Annotated in this window: 31 protein-coding genes; 4 read left to right on the top strand and 27 right to left on the bottom strand. The window is 54.9% G+C overall.

Translation table 11 applies throughout. The annotated features are described in order from the left end of the window. Nucleotides 1–6 precede the first annotated feature (6 nt). The 17 genes from E0L13_RS03585 to E0L13_RS03505 form a co-directional block, all read right to left on the bottom strand. Entirely contained in the window at nt 7–582 is a 576-nt protein-coding gene (locus E0L13_RS03585) for a class I SAM-dependent methyltransferase (RefSeq protein ID WP_168060367.1), read from the bottom strand. Then, complete coding sequence (locus E0L13_RS03580) at nt 583–1,455, bottom strand: NAD(+)/NADH kinase (RefSeq protein WP_168060365.1); 873 nt, start codon at nt 1,453–1,455, stop codon at nt 583–585. A gap of 10 nt (nt 1,456–1,465) precedes the next feature. Further along, a complete protein-coding gene (locus tag E0L13_RS03575; RefSeq protein ID WP_087476869.1) occupies nt 1,466–2,269 on the bottom strand; it encodes a TlyA family RNA methyltransferase in 804 nt (267 codons plus the stop codon). Between the two features lie 12 nt (nt 2,270–2,281). Continuing rightward, nucleotides 2,282–3,166 (bottom strand): polyprenyl synthetase family protein, encoded by an 885-nt coding sequence (locus tag E0L13_RS03570; protein WP_168060363.1) that lies wholly within the window; start codon nt 3,164–3,166, stop codon nt 2,282–2,284. After that, on the bottom strand, nt 3,163–3,426 hold the full coding sequence (gene xseB / locus E0L13_RS03565; RefSeq protein WP_168060361.1) for an exodeoxyribonuclease VII small subunit: 264 nt from the start codon (nt 3,424–3,426) through the stop codon (nt 3,163–3,165). The genes E0L13_RS03570 and xseB overlap by 4 nt, the downstream gene beginning before the upstream one ends. Beyond that, the gene (gene xseA / locus E0L13_RS03560) at nt 3,407–4,618 is read right to left on the bottom strand and encodes an exodeoxyribonuclease VII large subunit (protein ID WP_168060359.1); all 1,212 of its coding nucleotides are present in this window, start codon (nt 4,616–4,618) and stop codon (nt 3,407–3,409) included. The genes xseB and xseA overlap by 20 nt, the downstream gene beginning before the upstream one ends. Next, complete coding sequence (locus tag E0L13_RS03555; RefSeq protein WP_168060357.1) at nt 4,615–5,562, bottom strand: peptidase; 948 nt, start codon at nt 5,560–5,562, stop codon at nt 4,615–4,617. The genes xseA and E0L13_RS03555 overlap by 4 nt, the downstream gene beginning before the upstream one ends. Further along, complete coding sequence (gene nusB / locus E0L13_RS03550) at nt 5,562–6,011, bottom strand: transcription antitermination factor NusB (protein WP_168060355.1); 450 nt, start codon at nt 6,009–6,011, stop codon at nt 5,562–5,564. Before nusB ends, E0L13_RS03555 begins: the two co-directional genes overlap by 1 nt. 1 nt (nt 6,012) lies before the next feature. Next, nucleotides 6,013–6,339: an Asp23/Gls24 family envelope stress response protein gene (locus tag E0L13_RS03545; RefSeq protein WP_168060353.1), complete on the bottom strand. Its 327-nt coding sequence runs from the start codon at nt 6,337–6,339 to the stop codon at nt 6,013–6,015. After that, the gene (locus E0L13_RS03540; RefSeq protein WP_095629253.1) at nt 6,326–6,724 is read right to left on the bottom strand and encodes an Asp23/Gls24 family envelope stress response protein; all 399 of its coding nucleotides are present in this window, start codon (nt 6,722–6,724) and stop codon (nt 6,326–6,328) included. Before E0L13_RS03540 ends, E0L13_RS03545 begins: the two co-directional genes overlap by 14 nt. Nucleotides 6,725–6,792: 68 nt before the next feature. Continuing rightward, nucleotides 6,793–7,350 (bottom strand): elongation factor P, encoded by a 558-nt coding sequence (efp, locus tag E0L13_RS03535; protein WP_087476862.1) that lies wholly within the window; start codon nt 7,348–7,350, stop codon nt 6,793–6,795. A gap of 12 nt (nt 7,351–7,362) precedes the next feature. Next, nucleotides 7,363–8,433 (bottom strand): Xaa-Pro peptidase family protein, encoded by a 1,071-nt coding sequence (locus E0L13_RS03530; RefSeq protein ID WP_168060351.1) that lies wholly within the window; start codon nt 8,431–8,433, stop codon nt 7,363–7,365. A gap of 63 nt (nt 8,434–8,496) precedes the next feature. Beyond that, the gene (locus E0L13_RS03525; RefSeq protein ID WP_168060349.1) at nt 8,497–9,213 is read right to left on the bottom strand and encodes a pseudouridine synthase; all 717 of its coding nucleotides are present in this window, start codon (nt 9,211–9,213) and stop codon (nt 8,497–8,499) included. A gap of 16 nt (nt 9,214–9,229) precedes the next feature. Further along, nucleotides 9,230–9,883, bottom strand: a complete 654-nt coding sequence (locus E0L13_RS03520; RefSeq protein WP_087476859.1) for a histidine phosphatase family protein — start codon at nt 9,881–9,883, stop codon at nt 9,230–9,232. A gap of 56 nt (nt 9,884–9,939) precedes the next feature. Then, nucleotides 9,940–10,701, bottom strand: a complete 762-nt coding sequence (gene cobS / locus E0L13_RS03515) for an adenosylcobinamide-GDP ribazoletransferase (RefSeq protein ID WP_168060347.1) — start codon at nt 10,699–10,701, stop codon at nt 9,940–9,942. Next, complete coding sequence (cobU, locus tag E0L13_RS03510) at nt 10,698–11,276, bottom strand: bifunctional adenosylcobinamide kinase/adenosylcobinamide-phosphate guanylyltransferase (RefSeq protein WP_168060345.1); 579 nt, start codon at nt 11,274–11,276, stop codon at nt 10,698–10,700. Before cobU ends, cobS begins: the two co-directional genes overlap by 4 nt. Nucleotides 11,277–11,336: 60 nt before the next feature. Then, complete coding sequence (locus E0L13_RS03505; protein WP_087476856.1) at nt 11,337–11,825, bottom strand: MogA/MoaB family molybdenum cofactor biosynthesis protein; 489 nt, start codon at nt 11,823–11,825, stop codon at nt 11,337–11,339. Between the two features lie 226 nt (nt 11,826–12,051). On the opposite strand from E0L13_RS03505, the gene E0L13_RS03500 reads away from it, so the two are divergent. Both E0L13_RS03500 and E0L13_RS03495 read left to right on the top strand, forming a co-directional pair. Continuing rightward, nucleotides 12,052–12,531, top strand: a complete 480-nt coding sequence (locus E0L13_RS03500) for a hypothetical protein (RefSeq protein WP_240924649.1) — start codon at nt 12,052–12,054, stop codon at nt 12,529–12,531. A gap of 2 nt (nt 12,532–12,533) precedes the next feature. After that, nucleotides 12,534–13,496 (top strand): exonuclease domain-containing protein, encoded by a 963-nt coding sequence (locus tag E0L13_RS03495; protein WP_168060344.1) that lies wholly within the window; start codon nt 12,534–12,536, stop codon nt 13,494–13,496. Between the two features lie 79 nt (nt 13,497–13,575). Here E0L13_RS03495 and E0L13_RS03490 read toward each other — a convergent pair whose 3' ends face one another. Continuing rightward, nucleotides 13,576–14,652, bottom strand: a complete 1,077-nt coding sequence (locus E0L13_RS03490) for an aldose epimerase family protein (RefSeq protein ID WP_168060342.1) — start codon at nt 14,650–14,652, stop codon at nt 13,576–13,578. 125 nt (nt 14,653–14,777) lie between these two features. On the opposite strand from E0L13_RS03490, the gene E0L13_RS03485 reads away from it, so the two are divergent. Beyond that, nucleotides 14,778–15,797 (top strand): LacI family DNA-binding transcriptional regulator, encoded by a 1,020-nt coding sequence (locus E0L13_RS03485; RefSeq protein WP_154877193.1) that lies wholly within the window; start codon nt 14,778–14,780, stop codon nt 15,795–15,797. Nucleotides 15,798–15,863: 66 nt separating this feature from the next. On the opposite strand, the gene araA is transcribed toward E0L13_RS03485, so the two are convergent. Genes araA through E0L13_RS03465 form a run of 4 tightly spaced genes read right to left on the bottom strand, consistent with a single transcriptional unit; the run spans nt 15,864 to nt 21,087 of the window. After that, on the bottom strand, nt 15,864–17,288 hold the full coding sequence (araA, locus tag E0L13_RS03480; RefSeq protein ID WP_107196562.1) for an L-arabinose isomerase: 1,425 nt from the start codon (nt 17,286–17,288) through the stop codon (nt 15,864–15,866). Between the two features lie 46 nt (nt 17,289–17,334). After that, the gene (locus E0L13_RS03475) at nt 17,335–18,033 is read right to left on the bottom strand and encodes an L-ribulose-5-phosphate 4-epimerase (RefSeq protein ID WP_095629212.1); all 699 of its coding nucleotides are present in this window, start codon (nt 18,031–18,033) and stop codon (nt 17,335–17,337) included. Between the two features lie 21 nt (nt 18,034–18,054). Continuing rightward, nucleotides 18,055–19,659 (bottom strand): FGGY-family carbohydrate kinase, encoded by a 1,605-nt coding sequence (locus tag E0L13_RS03470; RefSeq protein ID WP_168060340.1) that lies wholly within the window; start codon nt 19,657–19,659, stop codon nt 18,055–18,057. Nucleotides 19,660–19,695: 36 nt separating this feature from the next. Then, nucleotides 19,696–21,087, bottom strand: a complete 1,392-nt coding sequence (locus E0L13_RS03465) for a sugar porter family MFS transporter (RefSeq protein WP_168060338.1) — start codon at nt 21,085–21,087, stop codon at nt 19,696–19,698. 402 nt (nt 21,088–21,489) lie between these two features. Between E0L13_RS03465 and rpsD the strand changes: the two genes are divergently transcribed. Next, on the top strand, nt 21,490–22,077 hold the full coding sequence (rpsD, locus tag E0L13_RS03460; RefSeq protein ID WP_087476848.1) for a 30S ribosomal protein S4: 588 nt from the start codon (nt 21,490–21,492) through the stop codon (nt 22,075–22,077). A 260-nt stretch (nt 22,078–22,337) separates the two neighbouring features. Here the strand turns inward: rpsD and E0L13_RS03455 are convergent, their stop codons facing one another. The 5 genes from E0L13_RS03455 to tnpA all read right to left on the bottom strand — a co-directional run. After that, entirely contained in the window at nt 22,338–23,717 is a 1,380-nt protein-coding gene (locus E0L13_RS03455) for a TIGR00366 family protein (protein WP_168060336.1), read from the bottom strand. A 38-nt stretch (nt 23,718–23,755) separates the two neighbouring features. Beyond that, nucleotides 23,756–23,944 (bottom strand): excinuclease ATPase subunit, encoded by a 189-nt coding sequence (locus tag E0L13_RS03450; RefSeq protein WP_168060334.1) that lies wholly within the window; start codon nt 23,942–23,944, stop codon nt 23,756–23,758. A 16-nt stretch (nt 23,945–23,960) separates the two neighbouring features. Then, nucleotides 23,961–24,809 (bottom strand): 3-keto-5-aminohexanoate cleavage protein, encoded by an 849-nt coding sequence (locus E0L13_RS03445; protein ID WP_198947382.1) that lies wholly within the window; start codon nt 24,807–24,809, stop codon nt 23,961–23,963. Nucleotides 24,810–24,836: 27 nt separating this feature from the next. Then, nucleotides 24,837–25,772 carry a 3-hydroxyacyl-CoA dehydrogenase family protein gene (locus E0L13_RS03440; protein WP_206081495.1) on the bottom strand — a complete coding sequence of 312 codons (936 nt, stop codon included), beginning with the start codon at nt 25,770–25,772 and terminating at the stop codon, nt 24,837–24,839. 313 nt (nt 25,773–26,085) lie between these two features. Further along, nucleotides 26,086–26,487, bottom strand: a 402-nt coding sequence (tnpA, locus tag E0L13_RS03435; RefSeq protein WP_168060332.1) for an IS200/IS605 family transposase, incomplete at its 5' end; no start/stop codon positions are given.

Here is a 26,487-nt window from a genome sequence, read left to right as displayed (position 1 = left end):
GTTAGCTTACCCTCTTTTCTGTACAATATATAAAACAGGCGGACAATGTATTTGGTTGATTGGCCGCCACAGGGACACGTCAAATTCCCGCTGCGGCACGGATTGGAGAAAGCGGCGAAGAGCCTTTTCCTCCTGAGCCCCGGCCTCGGTGCCGGGATAAGCCGCTATCATAATTATCCCATTTATCGCAATTTTATGCAAGCATATTTTTATAGCTTTTATCGTCGTTTCACTTTTCGTATGAATCTCATGGTCCCCCGAAGGCAAATATCCCAGGTTAAACACGGCGATATCGACGGGCTCGTCAATGCGCCCGACCAAGTCGTCGTGAGACCCCTGCCGATACACGACGGTCTTATGGGACAATCCCAGGCTGTCCAGCCGCTCTTTCGTCCTGGCGACGGCACAGGCCTGGATGTCAAAGGCATACAAGACGGCGTCGTCCTTCATCAAGGAGGCCAAAAAAGCCGTGTCGTGCCCGTTGCCGCAGGTCATATCGACGAGGACCTGCGCCTCCGGCACGTAGGGCTGCAGCAGCATGTGGGACATAGCTACGACATTTTTAAACGGATATGCTTTCATTTACTCATTTCCCATCATCTTTTTAAACAAATTGCCGTAAAAATAGCTTTGGTTAAACCGCACGATGTTCAGCACGTCGTCGGATTTTTTGACGTGAAGCACAGCGGAGCGCAGCAGCTCCTGGTCCATCATGCCGTCGACGGAAATGCGGACGCTGTTGCGGCTGTTGTCGACGGTAAAGCTGAGCTCGTCCCTGTCGCTCAGCACCAGCGGCACTTTCAGCAGCAGGTGCGGGCAGATGGGCGTCACCATGATGCACTTGACCTGGGGGGAGACGATGGGGCCGCCGCTGGAAAAGGTATAGCCCGTACTGCCCGTCGCCGTCGACACGACGAGGCCGTCGCCGGGAAACTGCTGGATAAACTGCCCGTTAATGCTCATGTCGACGCGGATCAGCTTGCCTACGTTGCCGTGGCCGATGACAATATCGTTCAGCGCCGGCGGCAGATGCTGACATGTGCCGTCTTCGTAGCACAAATCAGCCTGAAGCATCATGCGCTCCTCCATGAAATACCGGCCGGCGATGAGGTCTGCAATCCGCTGCTCCAAGGTACTCGTCTCAACTTCGTACAAAAAGCCCAGGGAGCCCAGGTTGACGCCGCAAATCGGCACGCCGGCCTCGGCAAACTGCTTCGACATTTTCAGAATCGTGCCGTCGCCGCCGAGCACCATAGCCACGTCGATGGATTCGTATATTTTTTTCTGCGGCCGCAAATGAGACGCGCCGATATGGCGGTACAGCGCCTGCCGGCTTTCGCCGACATAGGCCGGCAAGTAGTATTCGACGCCTTGGTCCTCGCAAATCGTTATGATCTGCCGGACGATATCGGCGCTCTCTCGTTTTACCAGATTGGGAAATATGCCAATGCGCATACGCTATCACCTACATTTCATGAGAACGGGTTACGATGTCTTCGATCATGTCGTCGCTTATTTCATTGCGGACGGCCCCTTCTTTTTTGCTGTACAGCAAATACTCGATATTGCCGTCGGCCCCTTTGATTGGCGAAAAGGTCAGGGCCAGGGGCGATATGCCGCAGGCTGCAATGCCGTCGGTCACGCGGCGGATGACGTCGCGGTGCACGCCGCTGTCCCGGACGATGCCGCCCTTGCCGACATGCTCGCGCCCCGCTTCAAATTGGGGCTTGATCAGCGTGACCATAGAGCCTCCGTCAGCCAGCAGCGGCGCGACGGCCGACATGATCTTGAGCAGGGAAATAAACGACACGTCGATGGAAATAAAATCAACGGGCTCGCCGATGTCTTCTACCGTGACGTTGCGTATATTGGTCCGCTCCATATTGACGACCCGTTCGTCCGTGCGCAGTTTCCAGGCCAGCTGGCCGTACCCCACGTCGACGGCGAATACCTTGGCCGCCCCGTTCTGCAGGGCGCAGTCCGTAAACCCGCCAGTCGACGCGCCGATATCCATCATCGTCACGCCCGTCAGGTCGATAGGAAAGGTTTCCATCGCTTTTTCCAGCTTCAATCCGCCTCTGCCGACGTAGGGAATAGGATTGCCCTTCACCGCTATTTCGGCGTCGACGGAAATCTTCGTTCCCGCCTTGTCGACGCGCTGATTTTTAACGAATACGAGGCCTGCCATAATAGCCGCCTTCGCCTTTTCCCGGCTTTCCGCCAGCCCTCGTTCGACGAGCAGCACGTCGAGCCGTTCTTTTTGCTGCATACTTTCCTCTCCTTACTTCGTACGGACGAGCATATACGACACGAGGTCCCGCAGGAACCAGGCCTTCGGCCCCAGCGGTTCTACGGCGGCCGTCGCTTTTTCCGCCGCTTCCTCTGCCATGCGCCGCGCTTCGTCTAATGAAAAAATCGTAACATACGTAGCCTTGTCGTTTTTTGCATCGCTGCCGACAGGTTTCCCCAGCGCCGCTTCGTCGCCGACGACGTCGAGAATGTCGTCGGTAATCTGGAAGGTCAGGCCCATGTAAAAGGCGTATGTATCCAGAGCTTTTTTCTGCGCTTCGCCGGCATCGCCCAGTACAGCTGCCAATTCAATCGCCGCTTTAAAAATGATGCCGGTTTTAGAATAGTGGAGAAGCTCTAAGCCTTCGCGGCCAATGGACGTATTGCCTTCCGACGCCAGATCAAAGGCCTGGCCGCCTACCATGCCGGCCGGTCCGGCCGCATGGGCAAAGATGGCGATGCACCGCGCCAATTTAGCCGCGTCAATATGGGTCTGCGCCGCCATGAGCTCGAAGGCATAGGTAAGCAGGCCGTCGCCGGCCAAAATCGCCGTGCCTTCGCCGAACACGACGTGATTCGTCGGCTTGCCACGCCGCAGATCGTCGTCGTCCATGGCCGGCAAGTCGTCGTGGATGAGCGAATAGGAATGAACACATTCCAAGGCGCAGGCCAGATCTATATACGGTTCCGAATCCTTGCCCAGGGCTTCCAGCGTAGCCAGAAGCAATATCGGCCGGATGCGCTTTCCGCCGGCAAGCAGGCTGTAATTCATCGCCTTATACAGCTGGGCAAACTGCGGCACGTCCGTCTGGAGCAGCGTTTCCAGCCGGCTGTCTATGCGGCCTTTCTGTTCCTTCATATAGTCTGCAAAATTCATAAGCCTAACGTCCCTTCTTCCAAGGTTTGGTCTGACGAATCGTCCTCTTCAGCCCGTTCGTGAATATCTGCCAGAGCCTGGGCCCGCTGTTTGGCATATTCCAGCGCGCTTTCGCAAGCTTCGGAAAGCTTGATGGCCTTTTCATATAAGTCCAGCGATTCCTTGAGCGTCAAGTCCGGCGAATCCAGGGCCTTGACCACTTCTTCCAGCTTTTCATAGTTCGCTTCAAAATTCTTTAGTTTATCCGTCGTTCTTGCCATATATGTCTACCTCTTTGATTTCCGTCGTAATTGCGCCGTCTACCAGCTGTATCCGCAGCGGACACTCTTTGTCCAGCCGGCGGATATCCGCGACGATGCGTCCCTGCTGCTCCAGCTGCCCGTATCCGCGGCGCACGAGAGCCGCCGGGTTCAGGGCCTGCAGCGCAGCCTGCAGACCGGCCATGCGCCCGCCTTTTTCAGCTAAAATCACGTCGAGACGGCGGCTCCCCGTCTGCACCATCTGGCGGATGCGGTCTCGTTTTTCCGTCAAAAAGGCGCCGTACCGCCTCGGCTGCATGCGGGCGGCCAGGTTGGCCGTATCGCGGCGCCGCCCTTCAATCGCGTCCATCAGCATGTCCCAGGCCTGACGGCTCATAGCCGCCAAGTCCAGCTCGATTTCCTCTACGTCGGGAAAAGCCAGTTCGGCCGCATGAGTCGGCGTCGCCGCCCGGAGGTCTGCCGCGTAATCGGCCAGCGTCGTATCCGTCTCATGGCCAATAGCCGTAATGACCGGCACCGCCGAGCCGTAAATAGCCTTGACGACGGCGGGACTGTTGAAGCACCACAAATCTTCCATGGAACCGCCGCCGCGCGCCAGAATGAGGACATCCAAATCCCTGCGCTTTCCGGCTTTTGCCACGGCGGCCGCAATTTTTTCTTCAGCTCCTGCGCCCTGCACGGGAATGGGAAACAGGCGGATATCCACGTAGGGATTGCGTTCGGCGGCTATCTTGCGGATATCGTGAAGCACGGCGCCCGTACGCGACGTCAGCACGCCTACAGTCCAGGGAAAGCGGGGAATCGCCTGTTTGTGGGCGGCGTCGAAATACCCGTCCCGCTCCAGTTCATTCTTTATCCGTTCGTATTCAGCCTGCAGCGAACCGATGCCCTGCGAAAAGAGGCGCTCGATGATAAATGACAAAGCGCCGCCTTTTTCGTACACATTGACCGAGCCGATGACGACGACATGATCGCCTTCGCGGATGCCGTCCATCATCCTCCCGGCGCGATTGCGGAATAAGATGGCCCTGATCGAGCAGGCGTCGTCGTGGAGATTCATGTAGTAATGGCCGTTGGACGCCCGCTTCAGGCCGATGATATTCCCTTCCATCGCTACGCTTTGGAGGCGAAAGTCTTTTTGTATATCGTCCTTGATACGCCGGACGACGTCTGTCACTGAGGCATACTTCATTTGCTCTTCCTTTCCTGCCAGGCAGCCCAAAAGGCCGCGCCGGAACCGTTGTCCGCGCTAAAGCCGGCCGGAGCCAGCAGCAGCCTGACATGACGGCGGCGGCAGTAAGCCGCCAATTCGCCCTGCAAATAGGCGTTCGACATGACGCCGCCTACGGCGACGAGAGACTGCATGTCCTCCTTGTCGTCCAGCATGCGGCGCAGGCCGTCCCAGACCGTAGCCAGCGTCCAGCTGCATATTTCGGCAGCCGTGCCGCTGCGCCCGGCAATACGCCGCTGCCCCTGCGATTCCGGACCGGAAAAACTGATTTCTCCCTGCCGGCACCACACGTGCGACGGCTTAGCCGGAACTGCCGCAGTCTGAGCCATTTTATCCACATGAACGCCAGCCGGGAAGGGCAGGCCCAGGGCGACGCCGATGCGGTCGATGAACTGGCCGGCGCTGATGTCGCTCGTACCGCCTACCCGTTCGATATCGAGTCCCATTTCGTCGGGAACGGCTTTGAGCAAATCCGTCGTGCCGCCGGACAGATGAAGGCCGTAAAAGGCCTCCTGTCCAATGCAGCCGGTCGCGCGCAGCGCCGCCAGCAAGTGGTTTTCCTGATGGCTGAGGGTATACAGCGGGACGCGGAGAACGGCCGCCAGCGAACGGCCGTAGCCCAATCCGGCCAAAAAGGCCGGCATATACGAATCTTCGCGCCGCCGCGGCTTGTCCGTGACGCCGACGGCGCGAATCACGCAGGACTCCAGCTGCGGCGCAAGCCGTTCGAACAGCACGGGCAGGTTCCGCATATGCTGATATACCATGTTCGACTGGGATAAGCCGCGCCCGCCCTGGGGCACGGTCAAAATAATCCGTTCGTCGGCAACGACGTCGAAATGCGAGTCGACTACGCACAGCGACGTCGTATAGCAGCTCGTGTCGATGCCCAAAAACGCGTCCATTACGACCGGGACCTCACATAGGCGCCCAAAATGCCGTTGATGAATTTAGCCGCTTTTTCGCCGCTGTATTCTTTGGCCAGCAAGATCGCCTCGTTCAGCACGATGGACGGAGCCGTTTCCTCCTTGGGGTATACGAGCTCGCACAAGGCCAGCCGCATGATGTTTTTATCAGTATGATTCATGCGGGATACGTTCCAGCCTTTGGCAAAAGACTGAATGACGCCGTCCAGCTCTTCCTTATGAGCCGTAACCGTCTGCACGAGATAGTCGCAATAGGCACCTTCGTCGCCGCCGTCGCCAAGTTCCGCCGCGCTATCGGCTGCATCGTCAGGCGCCGCGCCATCTTCTTCAAAAATCTCTTTCTCTTTATATTGTATGTCGTTTTCGCCGTGGAATTCGCGGGAAAACAAAAGTTCCAGCGCCTGCTGGCGCGCTTTATGTCTGCTCACGCTAACCTCCTGTATGGTTTTGGCCCTCATGGGGGCTCATGACTACGTCTTCAATCGTAACGTGGACCTCTAAGTGTTTAGGATCAGCCATCACCGTAAGGGCTTTGGCGACGTTCTGCTGCACCGTCAGGGCCAGCGTCCGCAGCTGTACGCCGTAATAGGCCTGAATGTGCACGTCTGCCACGACGATGCCGTCCAGATATTTGACGACGATGCCGCGGCCTTTTTTTCCGGCCACGCCTTTGGTGCCCAAGACCGCCGTCGCCGCAATCTTAGCCAGCGCGCTTTCGCTGATCGTATAGGCAAAACTATCGCTATGCTCCGTCATGACTGCCGCTCCTTTCCGCCCCGTCTCCCTCGCCGTCGGAAAACGCGATATCCTGAACGACGACATGGACGGCCGTCACGCTGCATCCAGCCGAGGATTCTACAGCGTCCTTGACCTTCTTCTGCACTGCCAGGGCAATATCGGGAATCCGATACCCATACTGCACGACAAGGCGCACCGTCAGCTCGACCTCCCGGCCGTCGATGACCGCGTCTACGCCCTGGGCCAGGCTGGTCCGCCCGATCTTCCGGGCCGCCGTTTCCGCAATAGACGCGCCCAGCGAAGCTACGCCGCTGACGGCGGCTGCCGTTTGGGACGCCAGTACGGAAATCGCCCGCTGTGAAATATGTACGCTTCCTAACGCATTCGTTTCCGTCGTTTCCATGATGACCACCATTGATAAAATTCACAAAAAGCGATGAGAAACTCATCGCTTTTCCAGTGTCCGTATGCTTATGCTCTGCCGATATAGTCGCCCGTTCTCGTATCGATCTGGAGAACTTCGCCTTCGTTGATGAAGAGAGGCACTTTAACGACGTATCCTGTTTCCAATTTAGCCGGTTTGCTGCCGCCCGTAGCCGTATCGCCGCGGACGCCCGGATCGGTTTCAACGACCTTGAGTTCGACGGCTGCCGGCAAGTCGATGCCGATTACCTTGCCCTTAAACTGCATAACTGTAACCGTCATGTCTTCTTTCAGGAAGTTTACGGCGTTGCCGAGGTTGTCTTTGTTCAGTTCGATCTGTTCGTACGTTTCATTGTCCATGAAGCAGTACATGCCGTCGTTTTCATAGAGGTACTGCATCTGGCGGCGGTCTACGCGGCCGTCCTGGACTTTTTCGCCGGCGTTCCATGTACGTTCGATAACGGCGCCCGTTTCGAGGTTTTTAATCTTAGCGCGGACAAAAGCTGCGCCCTTACCGGGTTTTACATGCTGGAATTCGACGACCTGCCATACCTGGCCGTCAATTTCAATCGTTACGCCTGGTCTGAAATCATTACTTGTAATCATAGTTTACTCCTCCTATAACAGCTCCATCAATTCTTTTGATGTCTTAGTTAGTATTTCACAGCCATCAGCTGTAACGGCAACGGAATCCTCTATGCGGACGCCGTATTTGCCTTCTATGTACAGTCCCGGTTCAACCGTGACTATCATATTCTCCTGCAGCGTGCCGGCCGCACGCGGCGAAAGCACGGGCTGTTCGTGGATCTCCAGCCCCGTCCCATGGCCCAGGGCATGGGTGAAGTATTGGTCTGCGCCCCGTTCGGAAAAATACTGGCGGACAGCCGCGTCGATGTCGCGGCAGGACGCTCCCGCCCGGACAGCGCCTAATCCCAACAATTGGCCTTCCAATACGGTTTGATAAAACGCCTTCTGCTCCGGCGATGCCTTGCCGACGACGACGGTGCGGGTCATGTCGGAATGATAGCCTTCCCATACGGCTCCAAAGTCAAAGGTAACGAAATCGCCGGCTTCAACGACCTTGCCGCTCGCCGTGCCGTGGGGCATAGCCGACCGGCGGCCTGAAGCCACGATGGTCGCGAAGGATCGTTCTTCCGAGCCGAGAAGAAGCATAGCGCTTTCCAGCCGCGCCGCCAATTCCCGTTCCATCACGCCGGGACGGATATAGGGCAGCAGCTGGGCAAAGGCCTGATCGGCAATCTCGCTGGCCCGGCGCGTCGCCGTCAGCTCATAGGGCTCCTTTACCGCCCGCAGCTGTGATAAATCCTGAGCCGAGAAACAGCATTCTTCCAAGCCCGATGAAATGGCTTCGTAAAGCGAATGGGTCAAGAAGTCCCGTTCATACAGAACGGCTTGTACGCCCATACCGTTCAGGGAATCGCAGATGGAACCGGCCAGCTTTCCCTCGTGATTTTTCACGGCATACCATTGGCCGGACTGCAGCGCCGCCTGCTCCGTGTATCGGGAGTCGGTCCACAGCACGGCGTCGGACAAGCTGACGACCAGCGCGCCTTCGCCGCCCGTAAAGCCGCTGAAGTACCGAAGGTTTTCCGGCTGCAATATGATTATACCGTCGGCAGTATGTTCATGCAGAAACTGCCGCAGGCGAGAAATCCGTTCTTCCATCACAATCATCCCCCACCGTATTTGGATTACATTTTATGATACCATATTACAGGCCATTTGAACAGGTTATTTATTCATAAAGGGGAATTCTCTTTCCTCTTCCTTCAGGGGACGAAATTCGCCGGGGCGCAGCGTTTCGTCGAGGCGCAGCCCGCCGATAGTATGGCGGCACAGCGCGCGGACGCTGAGGCCGACGGCGGCGCACATGCGCTTTACCTGATGGAATTTCCCTTCCTGAACCGTCACCTCGACGGTCTGCTCCTCTATTTTTCTCGCCCGCGCCGGCAGGCACTGCAGCCCGTCGGCCAGCACGATACCGCCTTGAAAGACATCGTCTATATCGTCGGGAATAGAGCCGTCGACTTCGGCGATATATATCTTATCGATATGCTTTTTCGGCGCCGTAATGCAGTGAGCCCACACGCCGTCGTTCGTCAGCAGCAGCAGCCCCGTCGTATCCTTGTCCAGACGTCCGACGGGAAATAATCCGGCCCCCTGGTATTGCTGAGGCAGCAAATCGAGAACCGTGCAGCTGCAGCGGTCCTCCGTAGCCGACAAGACGCCGGCAGGCTTGTTCATCATCAGATAATAGAACGCTTCGTATACGACGGGCGTTCCGTCTACGGAAATCTGGTCTCCTTCGGGATCGACCTTCGCCGCACTGTCGCGGCAGCACTGGCCGTTGACGAAGACGTGCCCGCCCTTACACAGCTCTTTCAGCTGGCGGCGCGTTCCCCAGCCACAGTGGCCCAGGAGCTTGTCAAGACGCATTGATTTTGCCATATGCCGTCCTTTCCGCTCACAAGCTGGGCATGCTGGCCCACTGGGCCTGATAGCCCGCCATGCCTTCCAGATGCTGCGTGCAGTTCATGAGAGTCATGACGTTCTTGTCGCCGTGGTATTCAATGATATTAAAGGCCGTATTGTACTGCTGGAAACACCAGATGCGGCTCATTTCCAAGCCCAGCAGGCCGAAGATCAGGCAGCGGATAGACGCACCGTGCGACGCGATGAGCACCGTGTCGCCGTCCTTATGGCGGCTCAGCAGCTCCTTCGTCTTGGCCGTAATCCGCCGCTCTACTTCGCAGAACGATTCGCCGCCCCGCGCCCGCAGCGTACCGTTGGAATCGTAAAAGGCCTCGATTTCGCCGGGCCACATCTGGGTAATTTCCTTGTACGTATGGCCTTCCCATACGCCGAAATCAATTTCCTTCAGCTCGTCGTAGGAATACACGGGCAGGCCGTGAGGTTCGGCGACGATTTCCGCCGTTCGGCGGGCCCGCTGCAGCGTGCTGCTGTATATGCCGCTGAAGGGGACGTCCTTCAAAAAGCGGCTCAGGCACTGCGCCTGCTCGATGCCGCGGGCGTTGAGCGGCACGTCCGTAGAACCCTGATACCACTGCTGCACATTGCCGTCCGTTTCGCCGTGGCGCACTACATATAACTTTATCATGATGTTCCTCCTACCGTTTCATGTCCTTGGCGACAGCCTGAGGCCGTCCCTTTCCATTATATCCAAATACACGCCGTCTGAACAGCTCCGGATGCAAGAAAGGCCAGACCCAGCAGCAGCATTTCGCTTAATTCGATGACGGCGCCGTACGTATCGCCCGTCACGCCGCCCAGCCGCCGGGCGATATACGTATTCAATCCCAGCGAAATCAGCATCGCCGCGCCTAACAGCAGGCAATAACTCCAGCCGGCGACTGCCAGCGGCAGCAAGGCACACAGGAAGGCCTTGACCAGGGCGCGGCGGGGCGCATATTGGACGAAGGCCTGTCCCAATCCCTGCTGGCGGGCATAGGGAAATTGAAAGATCCCGATGAGCACGCCGAAACGGGCCGCCGTCGGCACGGCCAGCAGCGCGGCGCAGACCGACTGCTGCGGCAGATTCGCCAGAAAGCAGACCTTCAGGGCCATGCAGGAAACAAAGGCGACGACGCCGTTCGAGCCGACACAGCTGTCCTTGAGTATTTCCAGCATGCGCTCGCGGCTCCGCCCGGAAAACAGCCCGTCAGCCATATCCATGAGGCCGTCGGCATGAAGGCCTCCCGTGACAAACAGCCAGCACAGTACCAGGAGAACAGCCGTATAGGGCTGGAGAAACCACAGGGATATGCCGGCACAGGCCAAGCAAAGGACGGCGCCGATAACGGTCCCTACGAGGGGGAAAAATATGACCGAACGGCCAAAGTCCGCCTCCGTCCAGACAGTCTGGGTCACGACGTGGATGCGCGATAAAAATTGCAGGGCAATAAAAAAAGATTTCATCGGCAGCCTCCCTGCGGAATGGACGCTCTCAGCCGCGTGAGCTCTACGGGAATGCCGCAGACGGTCCAGTACACCTCGTCGGCCTGACCGGCGGCGTATTGGTTGACCTTGCCGACGACGTCCCGGTACAGGCGGCTTATGTGGCTCATCGGCACGATACCGCATCCCAGCTCGTTGGTCACGAAAATCACCGTCTTATCCGCCGTCTGCCGGACGGCCCCGACGATATTCTCCATCTCCTGCAGCGCTCCCTGCAGGATCTCTTCGTCCCCATCCGTTTCATGGGCAAACAGATAATTTGAAAGATACAGCGTCAGGCAGTCGACGAGGACGGCGTCGGCCTGCTCCAATACGGCAGGAAACGCCGCGCTCAGGCCGGAGGATATCTCCAGCGTCTGCCAGTCTTCCGGACGGCGGCGGCGGTGCTCGGCAACTCGCTCCTTCATTTCTTCATCTAATATCTGGGCCGTCGCGACATAAGATTTGCGGCCGGAACAGGACGTCATATATTCTTCTGCAAACAGGCTCTTGCCGCTGCGCGCGCCGCCTGTCACGACAATCAGCTTCGATTTCATAGCTGCCTCCCCTCATAAAAATCGGGCGTGCCGCAGACACGCCCTTCCATACTAAGGCTCTTACTTTTTAATTTCCGTATATAAGTGGAACAGTTCCGGCAGGATGATCTTTTCCATGCCTACTTTAATCAAGCTGGGCAGGCCGGGCAGGCAAAATACCATGCACTGATGGACCAGGCCGGCCGTCGAGCGGTAAGCCATGGCCTGCACGCCGCAGACGCGGCGATAGGCGAAATACGTGAGCATTTCGGAAAATCCGGGAATTTTCTTTTCAAAGAGAGGCTCTATCGCCTCCAGCGTCACGTCCCGCTTGGCAATGCCCGTGCCGCCGCTCGTAATGACGACGTCGACGCTGCACACCCATTCGTGGATATGACGGGTAATATCCTCTTTATTATCTTTTACGATAGCGTAATCGACGACCTGATGCCCCCGGTTTGTCAGAGCCGACTGAATCATCAGGCCGTTTGTATCATCCGAAAAAGTCCGGCTATTGCTGATAGTCAAAATAGCCGCACGCAAAGGACGTTCTTCAATTTTCTTTCCCAACGTAATCCCTCCTTACAGTTATACATGCCAATCAGACCTTATCACGAACGAAAACAAATCGACATGCTCTTACTATAGTATTAATTCGACCTTCAGAAGACAAATTCCTACCGGGGATTTTTAAAAAATTTACGCCTTCCTGCCTATTCTGCCCCTCCGCCTGTTGTAAATTTTTTCCTTTTTCGTATAATAAAAGGGTACCTTGTTATGGAAAGGAGCGTTTCGTTTGCTAAAGAAAATAACCGCGTTATTGGCCGTCTTTCTCATGGCCGGCACAGCCCTGGCGGCGGCCATGTTTTTCGACGACAATCCCCGCTATATCCAGGTAGGCCATGACGACATGACGGAATCCTACGTCGACATGAACTCCATCCAGTCTATCCGCTATGACCCGCCGTATTATATCATCAAGGCCACCGTCGTGACGTACGATTACACGACGAACGTCGCTTCGGGATATGAAAACAAGTTTTTCTACAACTTTAAAGCCCAGACCGTCAAAGCGCAAACGCTGTCGACGCTGCTGTACGATGACAAAGGCCTGCCGACCAAGCAGATCATACTGCCCGACCCGGCCGTAAACGCCTGCGACCGCTATTCCGTAAACGGCAAGGCTGCCGACAACGCCTTCTTTACCTGCTACAGCATGACATTTTATCACACCTTTACTAAACAGCCCCCATCTTCAACGAAAAGGAATGAATAGCCATGGATTCACTGCTTCACACCGGCGGCACCTTGCTCACGATTCTCTTCATCGCCGCCGTCCTCTACTCCCTGCTTTCGTCGTTTCGCAAAAAGCGCAAAAAAGCGGCCCGGCAAAAGGACCTGGAAACAAAACAGCACGTACAGGTAGAAAACCTGCACCAATACGACGTCCAGCCGCAGAAGGGCTACTACGCCTATCCCATCGACGCCTCGGACGCCCTTCGCCGCTATCCCCAGCAGTTTACGGCCCTGTCCCTGGTCCTGGCCAACGAGCAGCCCTACTCAGTCTGCCTCATCGGCTTCGCCGAGTTTGAAAAGGGCCAGCTGAAAAACACCCACTATTTTTACGTCCGCCCGCCGGAAAACAACATTACCAATAAAAAATATCCCGAACTGACCTGGGATGTTCTCCGCAAAGCCGACGAATTCGGCGAATACTGGGAAGCCGGCATGAAAGACTACTTCGTCGGCCGCACCCTCGTCGCCCACAACGCGCCCTTCGTCATGGGCTGCATCGCTCATGCGCTGAAAATATACGGCATCGACGCGCCGTGCCTGCGCTTTATCGACACGATGGAAGCAGCCAAGACATTATACCATTTCCCGTCTAATAAGCTGACAGCGATCAGCGAGGAAATGAACATTGAAATGGACGAACAAAACGCCCTCAGCGCCGCCATGGCCGCCGGCCAGTTCCTTATCAAGGCCAAGCAGGACTATCCCCTGTATTTGCCGAACATCCATTTCGCCTACGGCATGCCGACGCAGGACGAACGGCTCGCCGCCGTCGTCGCCGCCGTCGAACGGGAAGAATGCACGGCCGAAGAAATCTTCGCCCCGAACCCGGCCGACATGGACGTCATTCAGACCTTGCTGGATAAAAAATACATCGAGCACGGAGACAAGGAAGGGACGTATTACGCGACAGACGCCGGCCTCGACTTCTCCGAATCGCTGCCCTGACAACCAACGCACACGTATATACTGACATATAAAAAAGATGAGACTGCCTGCAGCGCAGTCTCATCTTTTTTGTATGTCTTTATTTTCGTCCCAATTTGTATATCGTCAGGGCCTTCCACACATCGCCTTTTCTCAAAATGGGCTGGGGAAATTCCGGATGCTCCAGCGCATTGGGATAATACTGCGCTTCCAGGCAGAAGCCGCTGCGGCGGTCAAAGACTGCGCCGCCCTTCCCCAAGGGCGTGCCGTCGAGGTAATTGCCCGTATAAAACTGCACGCCAGGCTGGCTCGTATAGGCCGTCAGCGTAATGCCTGTCCGATTGCCTACGGCATGGGCCATGGGATATACCGTGCCATAGGGCGTAGGCACGGCCTGGGATTCATCGCGGCGGACAATCCAGTTATGGTCGTAGCCGTGGGCCTGGCGGAGCTGGACGTAGTCGTCGTCGATATGGCGGCCAATCGGCGTCAGCTCCCGCAAATCCATCGGCGTGCCCGCGACGGCGACGATGTTGCCGTTCGGCAGGGATTCGGCATCGCTTTCCGTGAAGAAATCGCTGAACAGCTGGATTTCCTGGTCGAGGACGGAACCGCTGCCGCAGCCGTCCAGGTTGAAATAGGTGTGGTTCGTCAGGTTGCACACCGTATCGGCGTCGCTGACTGCTTCGTAGCGGATGGTAACAGCGTCGTCGTCCGTCAAATCATACCAGACGGCGACCTGAAGGGCGCCGGGATAATTCCCTTCTCCGTCAGGGCTCGTATAGGTCAGTTTCAGCCCTTCTGCCGTTTCTTCGGCTTGCCAGAGCTTTTTATTGAAGCCGGTCAGGGTGCCGCCGTGCAGGTGATTGCGTCCGTTGTTGCACTCCAGCTGATAGTCTTTGCCGCCGATGTGCAGACGGCCCCGGGCAATGCGGTTGCCGCAGCGGCCGATGAGAGCTCCGATATATTTGTCTTCGCTCACATAGGTTTCGACGTCGTCATAGCCCAGGACGACGTCGACCTCAGCCCCGTCGGCGTCCTTCGTCCGCAGAGCCTGGACATGGCCGCCGTACGTGCAGATGGACAGGGCCGTGCCGTTAGCGTTGGTCAAGGTATAGAGAAAGACGGGCCGGCCGTCGGCCAGGCAGCCGAAATCTTTTTTAGAAATAACACTCATGGCATTCACTCCTCTTTTGACTTTTTGCGCACTTGTTCACGCGCACACCTTGTGTTAAAATAGGGAAAACAAAATTAGTGTACATTATATATTTACATCATTCGTAATTCCCAGGAGGGAAATATATGGTAACGATAAAACAAATCGCCGATCTCTGCGGCGTATCCCGCGGCACCGTAGACCGCGTCTTAAACAACCGCGGCAACGTCAAGCCGGAAAAGCGCGAATTAATCCTAGAAATGGCCAAGAAGCTCCACTACAGGCCTAACCCGGCCGGCAAGGCCCTGGCGGCGCAGAAGAGCAATCCCGTCGTCGCCGTCGTCTTGCCCTCCAAGAGCATCCGCTTCTTCGACGACATCATCGACGCCCTGGAAAAGGCGGCCCGGAAATACGAGTCCTACGGCATGCGCACGGTCTGGCACACCGTACGGGGTTACGACGTAGAAGAACAGTGCCATATCCTCGATCAGATCAAGGGGCAGATCAACGCCCTCATCATCAATCCCATCAACGATCCGAAAATAGCGGCCAAGCTGAACGAGCTCATCGCCGCCGGCATCTTCGTCGTCACGATCAACAACGACATCGAGCAGGCCAGCACCCACTACTATGTGGGCAGCGACTACGTAAACGGCGGCCGCACCATCGGGGCGCTGCTGAAGATGTTTTCCCCCGGCCCCTGCCACATCGGCGTCGTCCTGGGCTCGCTGAAAATCTTAGGCCACCGCCACCGCCTGCAGGGACTCAAGGAAATACTGGGAACCGACGGGCAGTATGAAATCACAGCCCTCATCGAAGACAATGACGACGATATTTCGTCGTACGACGCGACGAAAAACCTGCTGCACCAGTATCCGGACATCAACGTCCTCCTCATCTTGTCCTCCGGCGGCTCCTACGGCACCTGCCGGGCAGCCTTGGCCAGCCCCCGCAAGGACGACCTGCTCATCCTCGTCTTCGACACCATCCCGACGACGCGGGAAATGATGAAGGCCGGCGACATCAAGGCCGCCATCTACCAGCATCCCCACCAGCAGGGCCAAAAGGCGATGCAGCTCGTCTTCGATTACCTGGTCAACGGCATCGTTCCCGACCGGGAGCGGTATATCATGAACAACGAAATACGCATTGCAGAAAATATGTAATCTTATAAAAAAGAGAGGCTTTCGCGAGCCTCTCTTTTTTATTGATGTAACACTATAAGCTGACGATTAGCAGATTTCTACTAAGTCCAAGTCGAACATGACGGCCAGGTCGTGGATTTGTTCTTCCGTCAGGCGGAAGCTCAATACGGTATGGTGGCCGCCGCCGGCGTGAATCCAAGCCGTAGCGCCTTTCTTCAAGCCGACCTTCGGCGTCCAGAGCTGTTTTGCCACGGGAAGGTGGGGCGTTTCCGCTTCGGGCTTGCGGCACGTTACGGGGTAGCTGATGAGACGGAAGCCGCCGCGGAAATCGGCTACCGTCAGGTTGACGGCATCGCCTTCCGAGCCTGTGAAAACGAGGCGGGCCGGGTCTTCTTTATCGCCGATATCCAGGGGATGCACTTCGATGCGCGGCTTGTCGCTGGCAATGGTCGGGTCGACTTCCAGCATGTGCGCGCCCAAAATTGCTTCGTGGCCTTTGCGCAGGTCCAGCGTATAGTCTTCCATGAATACGGTGCGGTCGTTGTGCGCCATGATCTTCAGCAGGCGCGTCAGGGCGGCCGTCTTCCAGTCGCCTTCAGCGGCGAAGCCGTAGCCTTCCTTCATGAGCAGCTGCGCAGCCAGGCCCGGGAGCTGTTCCATGCCGCAGAGATCCTGGAAGTTCGTGCAGAACGCCGTATAGCCGCCTTTATCCAGGAAGCGCTTGATGCCCAGATATTCCTTGATTTGCACGCGGACGTTGTGTTCAAATTTTTCCGGCGTGTTGTCGCCTACGACCATCGTATATTCTTCCTTCAGCTGGTCGTATACGGCCTGTACGTCTTCGTCGCTAACGCTGTTAATAACCGGCACGAGGTCGCCGACAGGCCAGTAGTCGACGGTCCAGCCCAGGCGAATCTGCGCTTCTACCTTGTCGCCTTCCGTGACGGCTACGTCGCGCATCGTATCGCCGAAGCGGCATACCTTGATGTTGAAGCTTTCGTTGTACGCAACGGCGACGTCCTGCCATTTGGCGATTTCATCCTGTACGTCTTCGTCTTCCCAGTAGCCGTATACAACTTTGTTCTTCAGATTCAGGCGGGCGTTGATGTAACCGTATTCACGGTCGCCGTGAGCGCTCTGATTGAGGTTCATGTAATCGAAGTCGATCGTATCGTAGGGGATGTTGTTCAAATACTGCGTTGCCAGATGGAGAAGCGGTTTCTGCAGGAGCATAGTGCCGCGAATCCAGTTTTTCGCCGGCGAGAAGGTATGCATCCAGGTGATGACGCCGGCTACGTTGTCGTTGTAGTTTACGTCCTTCATGAACTGCGTAATGCCGTCGGCCGTCGTCATGACGCCTTTGTATACGACCTTATAGGGCAGCTTGCCGCTGGCATTGAGCTTGTTGACCATATCTTCCGTATCGCGGTCTACGTTGCGGAGCTGTTCTTCGCCATACAGATACTGGCTGCCGGCGACAAACCAAAATTCATAATCTTTTACTTGTAACATGGATGGTTCCTCCTTATATATGTGAAATACTGATAATAGATATTCTTTATTTTTTCTGTCCGTAATAGGCGTTGGCCCCGTGCTTGCGGTAGTAATGCTTATCCAGCAGGTACTGGGGCACGCGGATATCGGCGCGCGTGAGCTGGAGCGCGTGGTAGTTCATTTCAGCGACGACTTCCAGAATCTTGGCCGTCTCTACGGCCTTCGCCGCCGTCGGTCCCCACGTAAAGGGCCCGTGCTGTTTTACCAGTACGGCCGGAACGGCGTCGGGGTCGATGCCCCGTTCGGCAAAGGTGCGGACGATGACTTTGCCCGTATTTTCTTCATAAGCACTTTCGATTTCTTCCTTTGTCAGCGCGTCGGTCACGGGCACGTCGCCGTAAAACGTATCGGCATGAGTCGTGCCCATAGCTTCGAGGTCTACGCCGGCCTGGGCGAAGGATACGGCCCAGGGAGAATGGGCGTGAACGATGCCGCCGATATTCGGAAAGGCCTTGTACAATACGGCGTGAGTCATCGTATCGCTCGACGGGTTTAAGTCCCCTTCGACGACCTTGCCGTCCAAATCTACGACGACCATATCGGCAGGCGATAACTTTTCATATTCTACGCCCGACGGCTTGATGACGAACAGGCCCTGTTCCCGGTCAATACCCGATACATTGCCCCACGTAAAGGTGACGAGCTCCAATTTCGGCAGGCGCATATTCGCTTCATAGACCTGCTGCTTCAATTCTTCTAACATACTATATCCCTCCCGGCAGGGTTACTCTGCCAACGTGCGGCCCGCTTCTGCTTCGACAGACAAGGCCCGCTTATAGTTTTCAATAAAGGCGTTGCAGCCTTCTACGCCTTCGGCGTTCGGCGTCAAGGTGACGCTCTTCGGATGGCGGAATACCCGTTCATCGAGGAAGTCGGCCAGCGTTTCGCCTTCCTGGCGGACCTCCATGTATACGGCCAGTACGGCCATGCCCCACGGGCCGCCTTCGCCTGCCGTATCCATAATGGTAATCGGCATGTTGAGGGCGTCGGCCAATACCTGCTGCCCGATGACCGGCGTCTTGAACAGGCCGCCCTGGGCGATCATGACGTCCGTTTCAATGCCTTCTTCCTGAACCAGGATGTCCATGCCTATTTTCAACGGCGCAAAGGCTGCGTACAGCTGGGACAGCATGAAGTTCGGCAAGGTAAAGCGGCTGTGCGGCGTACGGACGAACAGCGGCCGGCCGTTGTCGATGCGCGTTACGTTTTCGCCTGACAAATAGCTGTAGTTGACCAGTCCGCCTGCATCCTTGTCGGCCGTGCCGGCCAGGTTGAACAGCGTTTCATACAGCTTGTCCGGCCCGATCGCCAGGCCCGTCGCCGCGGCAAACTGGCCGAACAGGTCCACCCAGGCGTTGATGTCCGACGAGCAGTTATTCGTATGTACCATGGCGACAGGAGCCCCGTCAGGCGTCGTGACGACGTCAATATCTTCATGGACGCCCTGCAGCGGCCGGTCCAATACGTTCATGGAAAAAGCCGACGTGCCGACAGAAATGTTGCCGGTCCGTTTGCGGACGCTGTTCGTGCTGACCATGCCCGTACCGGCGTCTCCTTCAGGCGGAGCCATATGGCTGCCCTGTTCCAGACGGCCTGCCGGATCGAGGAGGCGCGCCCCTTCTTCCGTCAAGGTACCGGCCCCTTCCCCGGCCCGCAGTACCTTCGGCAGGAGGTCGGCAAGCTTCCACGAATAGGGCTTTACCGCTTCCAATTCGTCGAACAGGGACAGCATCTTCGCGTCGTACGTGCCTGTCCTTTCATCAACTGGGAACATGCCCGACGCGTCGCCGATGCCCAGGACTTTTTCGCCGCACAGCATCCAGTGGACGTATCCGGCCAAGGTCGTCAGGAAGGAAATCTGCGGCACATGGTCTTCGCCGTTCAGGATAGCCTGATACAAGTGGGCGATGCTCCAGCGCTGGGGAATATTGAAATGGAAGGCATCCGTCAGCGCCTTGGCAGCCTGGCTGGTAATATTATTTCTCCACGTACGGAAGGGAACGAGCAGTTCGCCTTGCGAATCAAAGGCCAGGTAGCCGTGCATCATGGCGCTGACGCCGATAGAACCGATGCGCGTCAGCGGCACGTGGTAGCGGCTCTGCACGTCGGCGGCCAGCTGGGCATAGCAGGCCTGAATCCCCTTCCATACTTCATCCAGCGAATAGGTCCACACGCCGTCGCGCAGGGCGTTTTCCCAGCCGTAGCTGCCCGAAGCGATGGTCTGGCAGTCGTAATTGACGAGAACCGCCTTAATGCGGGTCGAGCCGAGTTCAATTCCTAAGGCCGTTTCGCCGGTTTTAATGTTCGCTGCAACCTTTAATAAATCCATGAGACAAATCCTTTCTCCCGTAAAGGAATACACTAATTATCTTCTCTTCGTTCCCTGGGCTTCGATTTCTTCCAGCGTATGGCCGCGCGTTTCGGGAACGCATTTCGTCACGAAGCATACGCCGAGCATGCAGATGACGCCGAAGATAGCGAAGACGATTTCCTGCGGCATCGAAGCCGTCATGATGGGGAACAGCAAGCCGACCAGGAAGGAACCGATCCAGTTAAAGGACGAAGCCATGCCGGACGCCCGGCCGCGGATAGCCAGCGGGAAGATTTCGCCGACGATAACCCAGGTCAGCGGGGCCCATGTAAAGGAATAAAAGGCAACGTAAATGCACAGGAAGAATACGATCATCATCGGGTTCGTGCCCGGCATGATGCTGTTGATGATAGCCGGCAGGATAAAGGACAGGCCCATAATCGTGCCGCCGACTTTCAGCAGCGTGCGGCGGTTGAACTTATCGGCAATGACCAGGAAGACGAGGGAGCCCAAAACGAGAAGAACGCCCTGAATAATCGGCCACATGAGCTGCGAGCTGGCGGCATGTCCTGTCGCCGTTTCGACGATCAGGGGAATGTAATAGAAAATCGCGTTAGCCCCCTGGAATTGCTGGAACGCGGCGACGCCGATGCCGGCGACAACCAAATATTGGTATTTGCCGCTGAACAACATTCCCCAGGAGCTGTTTTGCGCAGCATGGGCTTCGGCGGCGACGGTTTCCTGAATTTGTTTCAATTCCGGTTCTACTTCGTCGCTGGGACGGATATAGCTCAGCGTACGGCGGGCTGCATCCAATAAGTTATGACGGACGAGAAAACGCGGCGATTCGGGAAGGCGAAGGACGCCGAAGAACAGAATAATAGCCGGAACGGCAGCTAAGCCGAGCATTAAGCGCCAAGCGTACATTTCAGGCAAATCCTTCAGCAAATAGTCGACGATGTACGACAGCAGCATGCCCGATACGATCATCGTCTGGTTGATGCCGGACAAGCGCCCCCGCAGATGAGCCGGAGCCATTTCCGACATATAAGCCGGCACGAGAGCCGACGCGGCGCCAACGGCCAAACCAAGTAAAATACGAACGCCGATCAGGTAATATTGGCCGTTGTCCGGAACAATCCCCGACAAGACAGAACCGACGACGAAAATCAGCGCAGAAATCAAAATCATCTTGCGGCGGCCCAATTTATCGGACAGCTGGCCTGCCAGCGCGCCGCCGAAAATAGCGCCGAACATGACGGCCGACGTAATCCAGCCAATGATGCTGGCATTGCCGTGCAGCCCCCAGTCGTCCTGCAGGAAGGGCAGCGCCCCGGTCATAACGCCGATGTCGTACCCAAACAAAATACCGCCAAAAGAGCCGAAAAAGTAAATAAAAGAGCTGGATATCTTTTTATTATCTTTTTCCGCTGTGCTCGTGTTCATTTCTCCATTCCTCCACTCAGCAATAAATACAATTAAAATATGGATTTTTCTTACTTTCTATAAATTGTGTTCGAACACAGTTTTGTTATGTATATCCTATCCCTTTGTAAACCTTTTGTCAATAGTGTTCACGAGCACATTTTCTCATAAGACGGCGCCAATCGCACAGGACAGCGCATTGTTAACCATAACCAGTAGGAGGAATCCCCCTATTTTACGCCGTCTTTCACGACTTGCAGTTTACGCATTCTTTACGCGGCGCCGGCAAAAAAATGTATTGTTCAGGCTCTGCGCCCAAAACGCCGGCACTTTTCCCTGCCTATCCGTTGACAAAGCCCTGCAACCGTGATAGAATTTCTATTGTTATGTTTTATTAAATTTTTATATGAGGTGATGTAGAAAATGGCAACGAGGAGAGAAGCACGTTTTAAGCAATGTCGCCGGTTCGGACTCAATGTGTACGGACATCCTAAGGCATTAAAACGTGTGAAGAAAGAACAGCGTCAGAAAAAGATGTCTGAATACGGCACACAGTTACTGGAAAAACAGAAGCTTCGCGCATACTACAATTTGCTCGAACGCCAGTTTGTCCGGTATTATGATAAAGCCAAGAAGATGGAAGGCGTTACTGGCGAAAACATGCTGAAATTGTTGGAATGCCGTTTGGATAACCTGGTATACCGTATCGGTTTTGCAAACTCCATTCGTCAGGCCCGCCAGATGGTCAACCACGGCCACATCTTGGTAAACGGCAAACGTTGCGACATTCCGTCGGCACACGTAAAAGTAGGTTCCGTTATCACGCTGAAGGAAGCTTCCCGCGCTAACGAAATGTACAAAAAATCCTTCCAGGAATTGAAAACCTTCGATGTTCCCTACATCGAAAAGAACTTCGACGGCTTCGAAGGCACGCTGACACGTATGCCCGAACGCTCCGAAATTCCTGTAGAAATCAACGAAACGCTTATCGTCGAATTGTATTCGAAATAATAACGAGCACAATAGCACAACACCAAAACAAGGAACCCTGTTATATGCAGGCTTCCTTGTTTTTTTATTTCTCATCAAGTCTTCTAAACGCAAATGAAATAAATTTTTTGCCCCGTTTTTGCTCCGCCCTTGGCGGCCATATGATTTCGCCTGCAATGCAAAAGACCTGCCGGAGACAAGAATATCTCCTCACGGCAGGTCTTTTGCATGTTTCATATTGAGATGAGAGTATAGTAAATTGAGTTAGCAGCTAAGTTACATTACCATCCAAAGGGGAAAATGAGGAACCACAGGCTGCCGGCAATGAATACGAACAGCCAGAGCATGAACGTAAACGGCAGGATTTCCTGGAAGCGAAGGCGGAAGGCCGCCAGGTAGGCAATAGCCCAGAAAGGCTGAATCAGATTGGCCATCTGGGCACCCGTACCGTAGGCGTTGATAACCTGCGAAACGGGAACGCCTAAATGCTGCGCCGCCGGAACCAGATACGGCGCTTCGATAACGAATTTAGACCCTGCAGACGGGACGAAGAAGTCCATAATGCCGGTGTAAATGAATACGATCCACGGATAGGTTCCCGGCGTTGCGATGGAGATGAACAGCTCCGTAATTTCGTCGGCCAGGCCGGAGAAGGTAATCAGGCCGAAAATACCGGCGTATAAAGGGAACTGGATGATGACGCCGTATACAGTCGTCGCCCCTTCTTTTACCGATTCAATATAGCTGTGCGGCGAATCGTGGAATAATAAGCCCAAGCCAAAAAGGGCGAAGTTGATCGTGTTCAGGTTGATCTTGCTGACGCCTTCTGTAATGACGTGGTCGCCGAACCAGATGAGAATCAATAAAGCGATGAGGGTGTTCAACACGCGGGACCGTTCCCACCGTTCAGCCGGCGTCAATTTCTTCGACGCATCAACTTTTTCCGGTTCTGCCGTAAATTCCTTGTACAGTTCGTCGCTGATTTCTACGGCCTTTTCCTTCTTAGGCATGAGCAGGTAATATACGACGGGCAAAGCCAGTAATTCCAATACGAGGAAGGTCATCATGTACGGGGACAGGGACGTCTGGCTGATCGGCACGATGCCGCCCATGATCTTTTCCATAAAGTTGCCCGGCGTCGCCGACAGCAGCGGCGCAGCCTGGGAGATGCCGTTGGCCATGATATTCATGCTCGTATAGGCCATGGCAACAATAAAAGCATAATGGAAACCCTGGCCTCGTTTGCGGATAGCGATTTCCTTGCCCATGATAATCGTAGCCATGAGGCCGACGCCCCAGTGAAGCCAGGAAATAACGCCGGTAATCAGGGCAAACAGGGCGATGGTGCCGCCGCGCGTCTTCGGCCAGTCAATTAAACGGACGATACCTCTGCGGACCGGTTTTGCGTTAGCAATAACGAAGCCGCTGATCATCATCAAGCACATCTGCATGGAAAAGCTTAATAATTCCCAGAATCCTTTTGCATAATCTTCAACCAATCCCCACGGCGTCGAATCAGTAAAAATCAGCGCCAGAACAAAGACAAATACAGTCAGCCCCAATACGAATACCATGGAGTCGGGAATATAGTTTAAGCTGAATTCTATAAACTTATCGGTAATCGTCTTCTTCTGTGCGTTTTGCGAATTTGCTTGCGCCATAATAAGCCTCCTTTATATAATCCGGCATGACGGGAACCTCATTCTACTTCTTCATACGCCCCGTCGTCTTTCGTCCGTGCGCCTTCTCCCTCCAGTACGCCGCCGACATGACAGTCAGGGCAGGTCCCGAAGGCGTCGCCGAATTCCGGAATCAAATCGATAGCGTATTTAAATTTCTTGCCGCACTGCGGACAACGATAATACATAAAACAAGGTCCCCACGTCATACCTGTCACACTCCTATTATTTCAGCCCCAGAATTTCGCGCGCTTCTGCCGGCGTCGCGACTTCTTTGCCGTATTCTTCGATGCAGCGGCGAGCCCGTTCTACGAACTGGCGGTTGCTGTCTGCCAGCACGCCCTTAGCATACATGACGTTGTCTTCCATGCCGACGCGGAGATGGCCGCCCAAAGCGATGGTAGCGTACATGATTTCCATAGCGCTGTGGCCTACGCCGAAGGCCGACCAGGTAGAGCCCGGGCACAGGGTATCCATCGTTTCCTTCATGAATACGAGGTTCTTAACCGAGCCGGGAATGCCGTTGGCGCAACCCATGCACATCTGGAAGTGGAGCGGCGCTTTCAATACGCCTTTTTTGAGGTAGTAGGCGGCGTTGGCGATCATGCCCGGGTCGAAGGCTTCGATTTCCGGCTTGATATTCAGTTCCTGCATGAGCGTTCCCAAATCTTCCAGGAATTTCGGCGGGTTGAGGAACAGGCCGCTGTTCATCCAGTTCATGGAGCCGCAGTCGTACGACGCCATTTCCGGCTTTAATTCCTTCAAATGGAGCTGGCGCGTTTCTTCCGTCGCGTGGAGGTCGCCCGACGTCGTAAGGTTCAGGACGATGTCGCAGTCAGGATATTTTGTCTTGATGGTCTGTACGGTTTCGCGGAATTTATCGGCGCTCATGGTACCGTTGCCTTCGTCGTCGCGCATGTGAAGGTGAGCGACGGCAGCGCCGGCCTGCCAGCACTGATAGACGTCATCGGCAATTTCCTGCGGCGTCAGGGGAACGTTCGGATTGTTTTCTTTCTTGGGCCATGCGCCCGTTACAGCTGCAGTGATGATAACTTTGTTTTTCAAATTGCTCATGATATGTTTCCTCCTTAAAATACGCTCTTATTCTTTATCTTTTTTATAAAGCATGTGAATTAAATAGTCGTTCAGCCCCTTGCGTTCTGCTGCGATGGATTCGTCGTCCCATTTGAAGAAGCCTTCGCTGCTCTTGAAGCCCATCTTGTTTTCTTCCTTCATCTTGACCAGCAGGGGCGACGGCGTCGTGTCACTGCACAGATATTTCAAGATGTATTCGTGAATGTTGTAGGTCAAGTCCGTGCCGACCAAATCGGAGTTCACCAGCGGCGGCAGCTGGGGCAGGCGGAGGCCGAAGCTGTATTTAACGGCTTTATCGACCGTTTCGGCATCGGCAATCCCCTGTTCTACGATGTAAATCGCTTCTCTCCACAAAGCATGCTGCATGCGGTTGGCAATGAAGCCCGGCACGTCGCGCTGGCAGATAACCGGCTTTTTGCCTACCTTTTCCAAAATGTCGTATACCTGCTGGGCTACTTCATCAGACGAGCCGTTGGCTTTGACGACTTCTACCAGGGGAATCAGCGTCGCCGGATTCCAGAAGTGGGTGCCAACGAAGCGTTCCTTATGTTTCACGCGGGCACTGATTTCCGTCGGGCTCATGACGGACGTATTGGTGCAGAAAATCGTGTCGGGGCGGCACAGGATTTCTAATTTTTCGAAGACCGACTGCTTCAATTCCATGTTTTCAAACACGGCTTCGACGACTAAATCTGTCTTCTGGCACAGTTCGGGGCTCAAATCCGTCGTAAAGCTGATGCGGCTCAGCTGCTGTTCCGCCGTATCGGCATCGACAATTCCCTGCGCTACAAAGGACATCATTTCCTTGCGTACCTGGCCGAGAACGTCGTTGTCGGCGATATCATATAAAACGATGGAATATTCCGGATTGCGGGAAAATACCTGGGCGATGCCCCGGCCCATCAAGCCGGCGCCGTACACTAAAATCTGTTTTACTTCCATAATGCGTATTGCCTCCTTGAATTTCGATTTGAAAATATATATGAAATTTTCATGCCACATATAAAAGGGCGTAAAACAGGCATTTTTCCATCGTTATAGTGTAAAATACTTTTACACTTCATTTACACTGTAAAAGCATTTTACACTTTTTTACGAAATCAAAACCACCAGTAGAACTGGTGGTTTGATCAGGCCCTATAAGGGCCTACTTCTTGTGGTTGCACTCTAAAGAGTGCACTGAATACATCCAGCAATCACATCCCTACCACGGGCTGCCCCCTACTCGGGGGCTTCTTTTTTTAGCCTTTATTTCTTATCTACCCGTAAACGGGTCTTTGGTTTCCTTAAAATCTAATGTGTCCATCATCATATCTTCCTGTAGTTGGGTACGTATGTATTCTTTGATTGCTCCCTCATATTTTCCTACACTGTCCACATAATATCCTCTACACCAGAAATGCCGGTTTCCATACTTGTATTTCAAGTTTGCATGTTTATCAAATATCATCAAGCTGCTTTTACTCTTTAAATATCCCATGAACTGTGAAATACTCAGATGCGGCGGTATAGAAACTAAGAGATGAATATGATCCGGACAGCATTCTCCCGCAATCACCTCTACCCCTTTTCTCTCGCATAGCTGTCGCAGTATTTTCCCAATATCTGCTTTGATTTTTCCATAGATCACCTGCCGTCTATATTTAGGCGCGAATAC

The organism is Megasphaera sp. SW808, from assembly GCF_012027795.1.
Taxonomy (GTDB): Bacteria; Bacillota; Negativicutes; order Veillonellales; family Megasphaeraceae; genus Megasphaera; species Megasphaera stantonii.
This window is presented reverse-complemented; position numbering and strand designations above follow the sequence as displayed.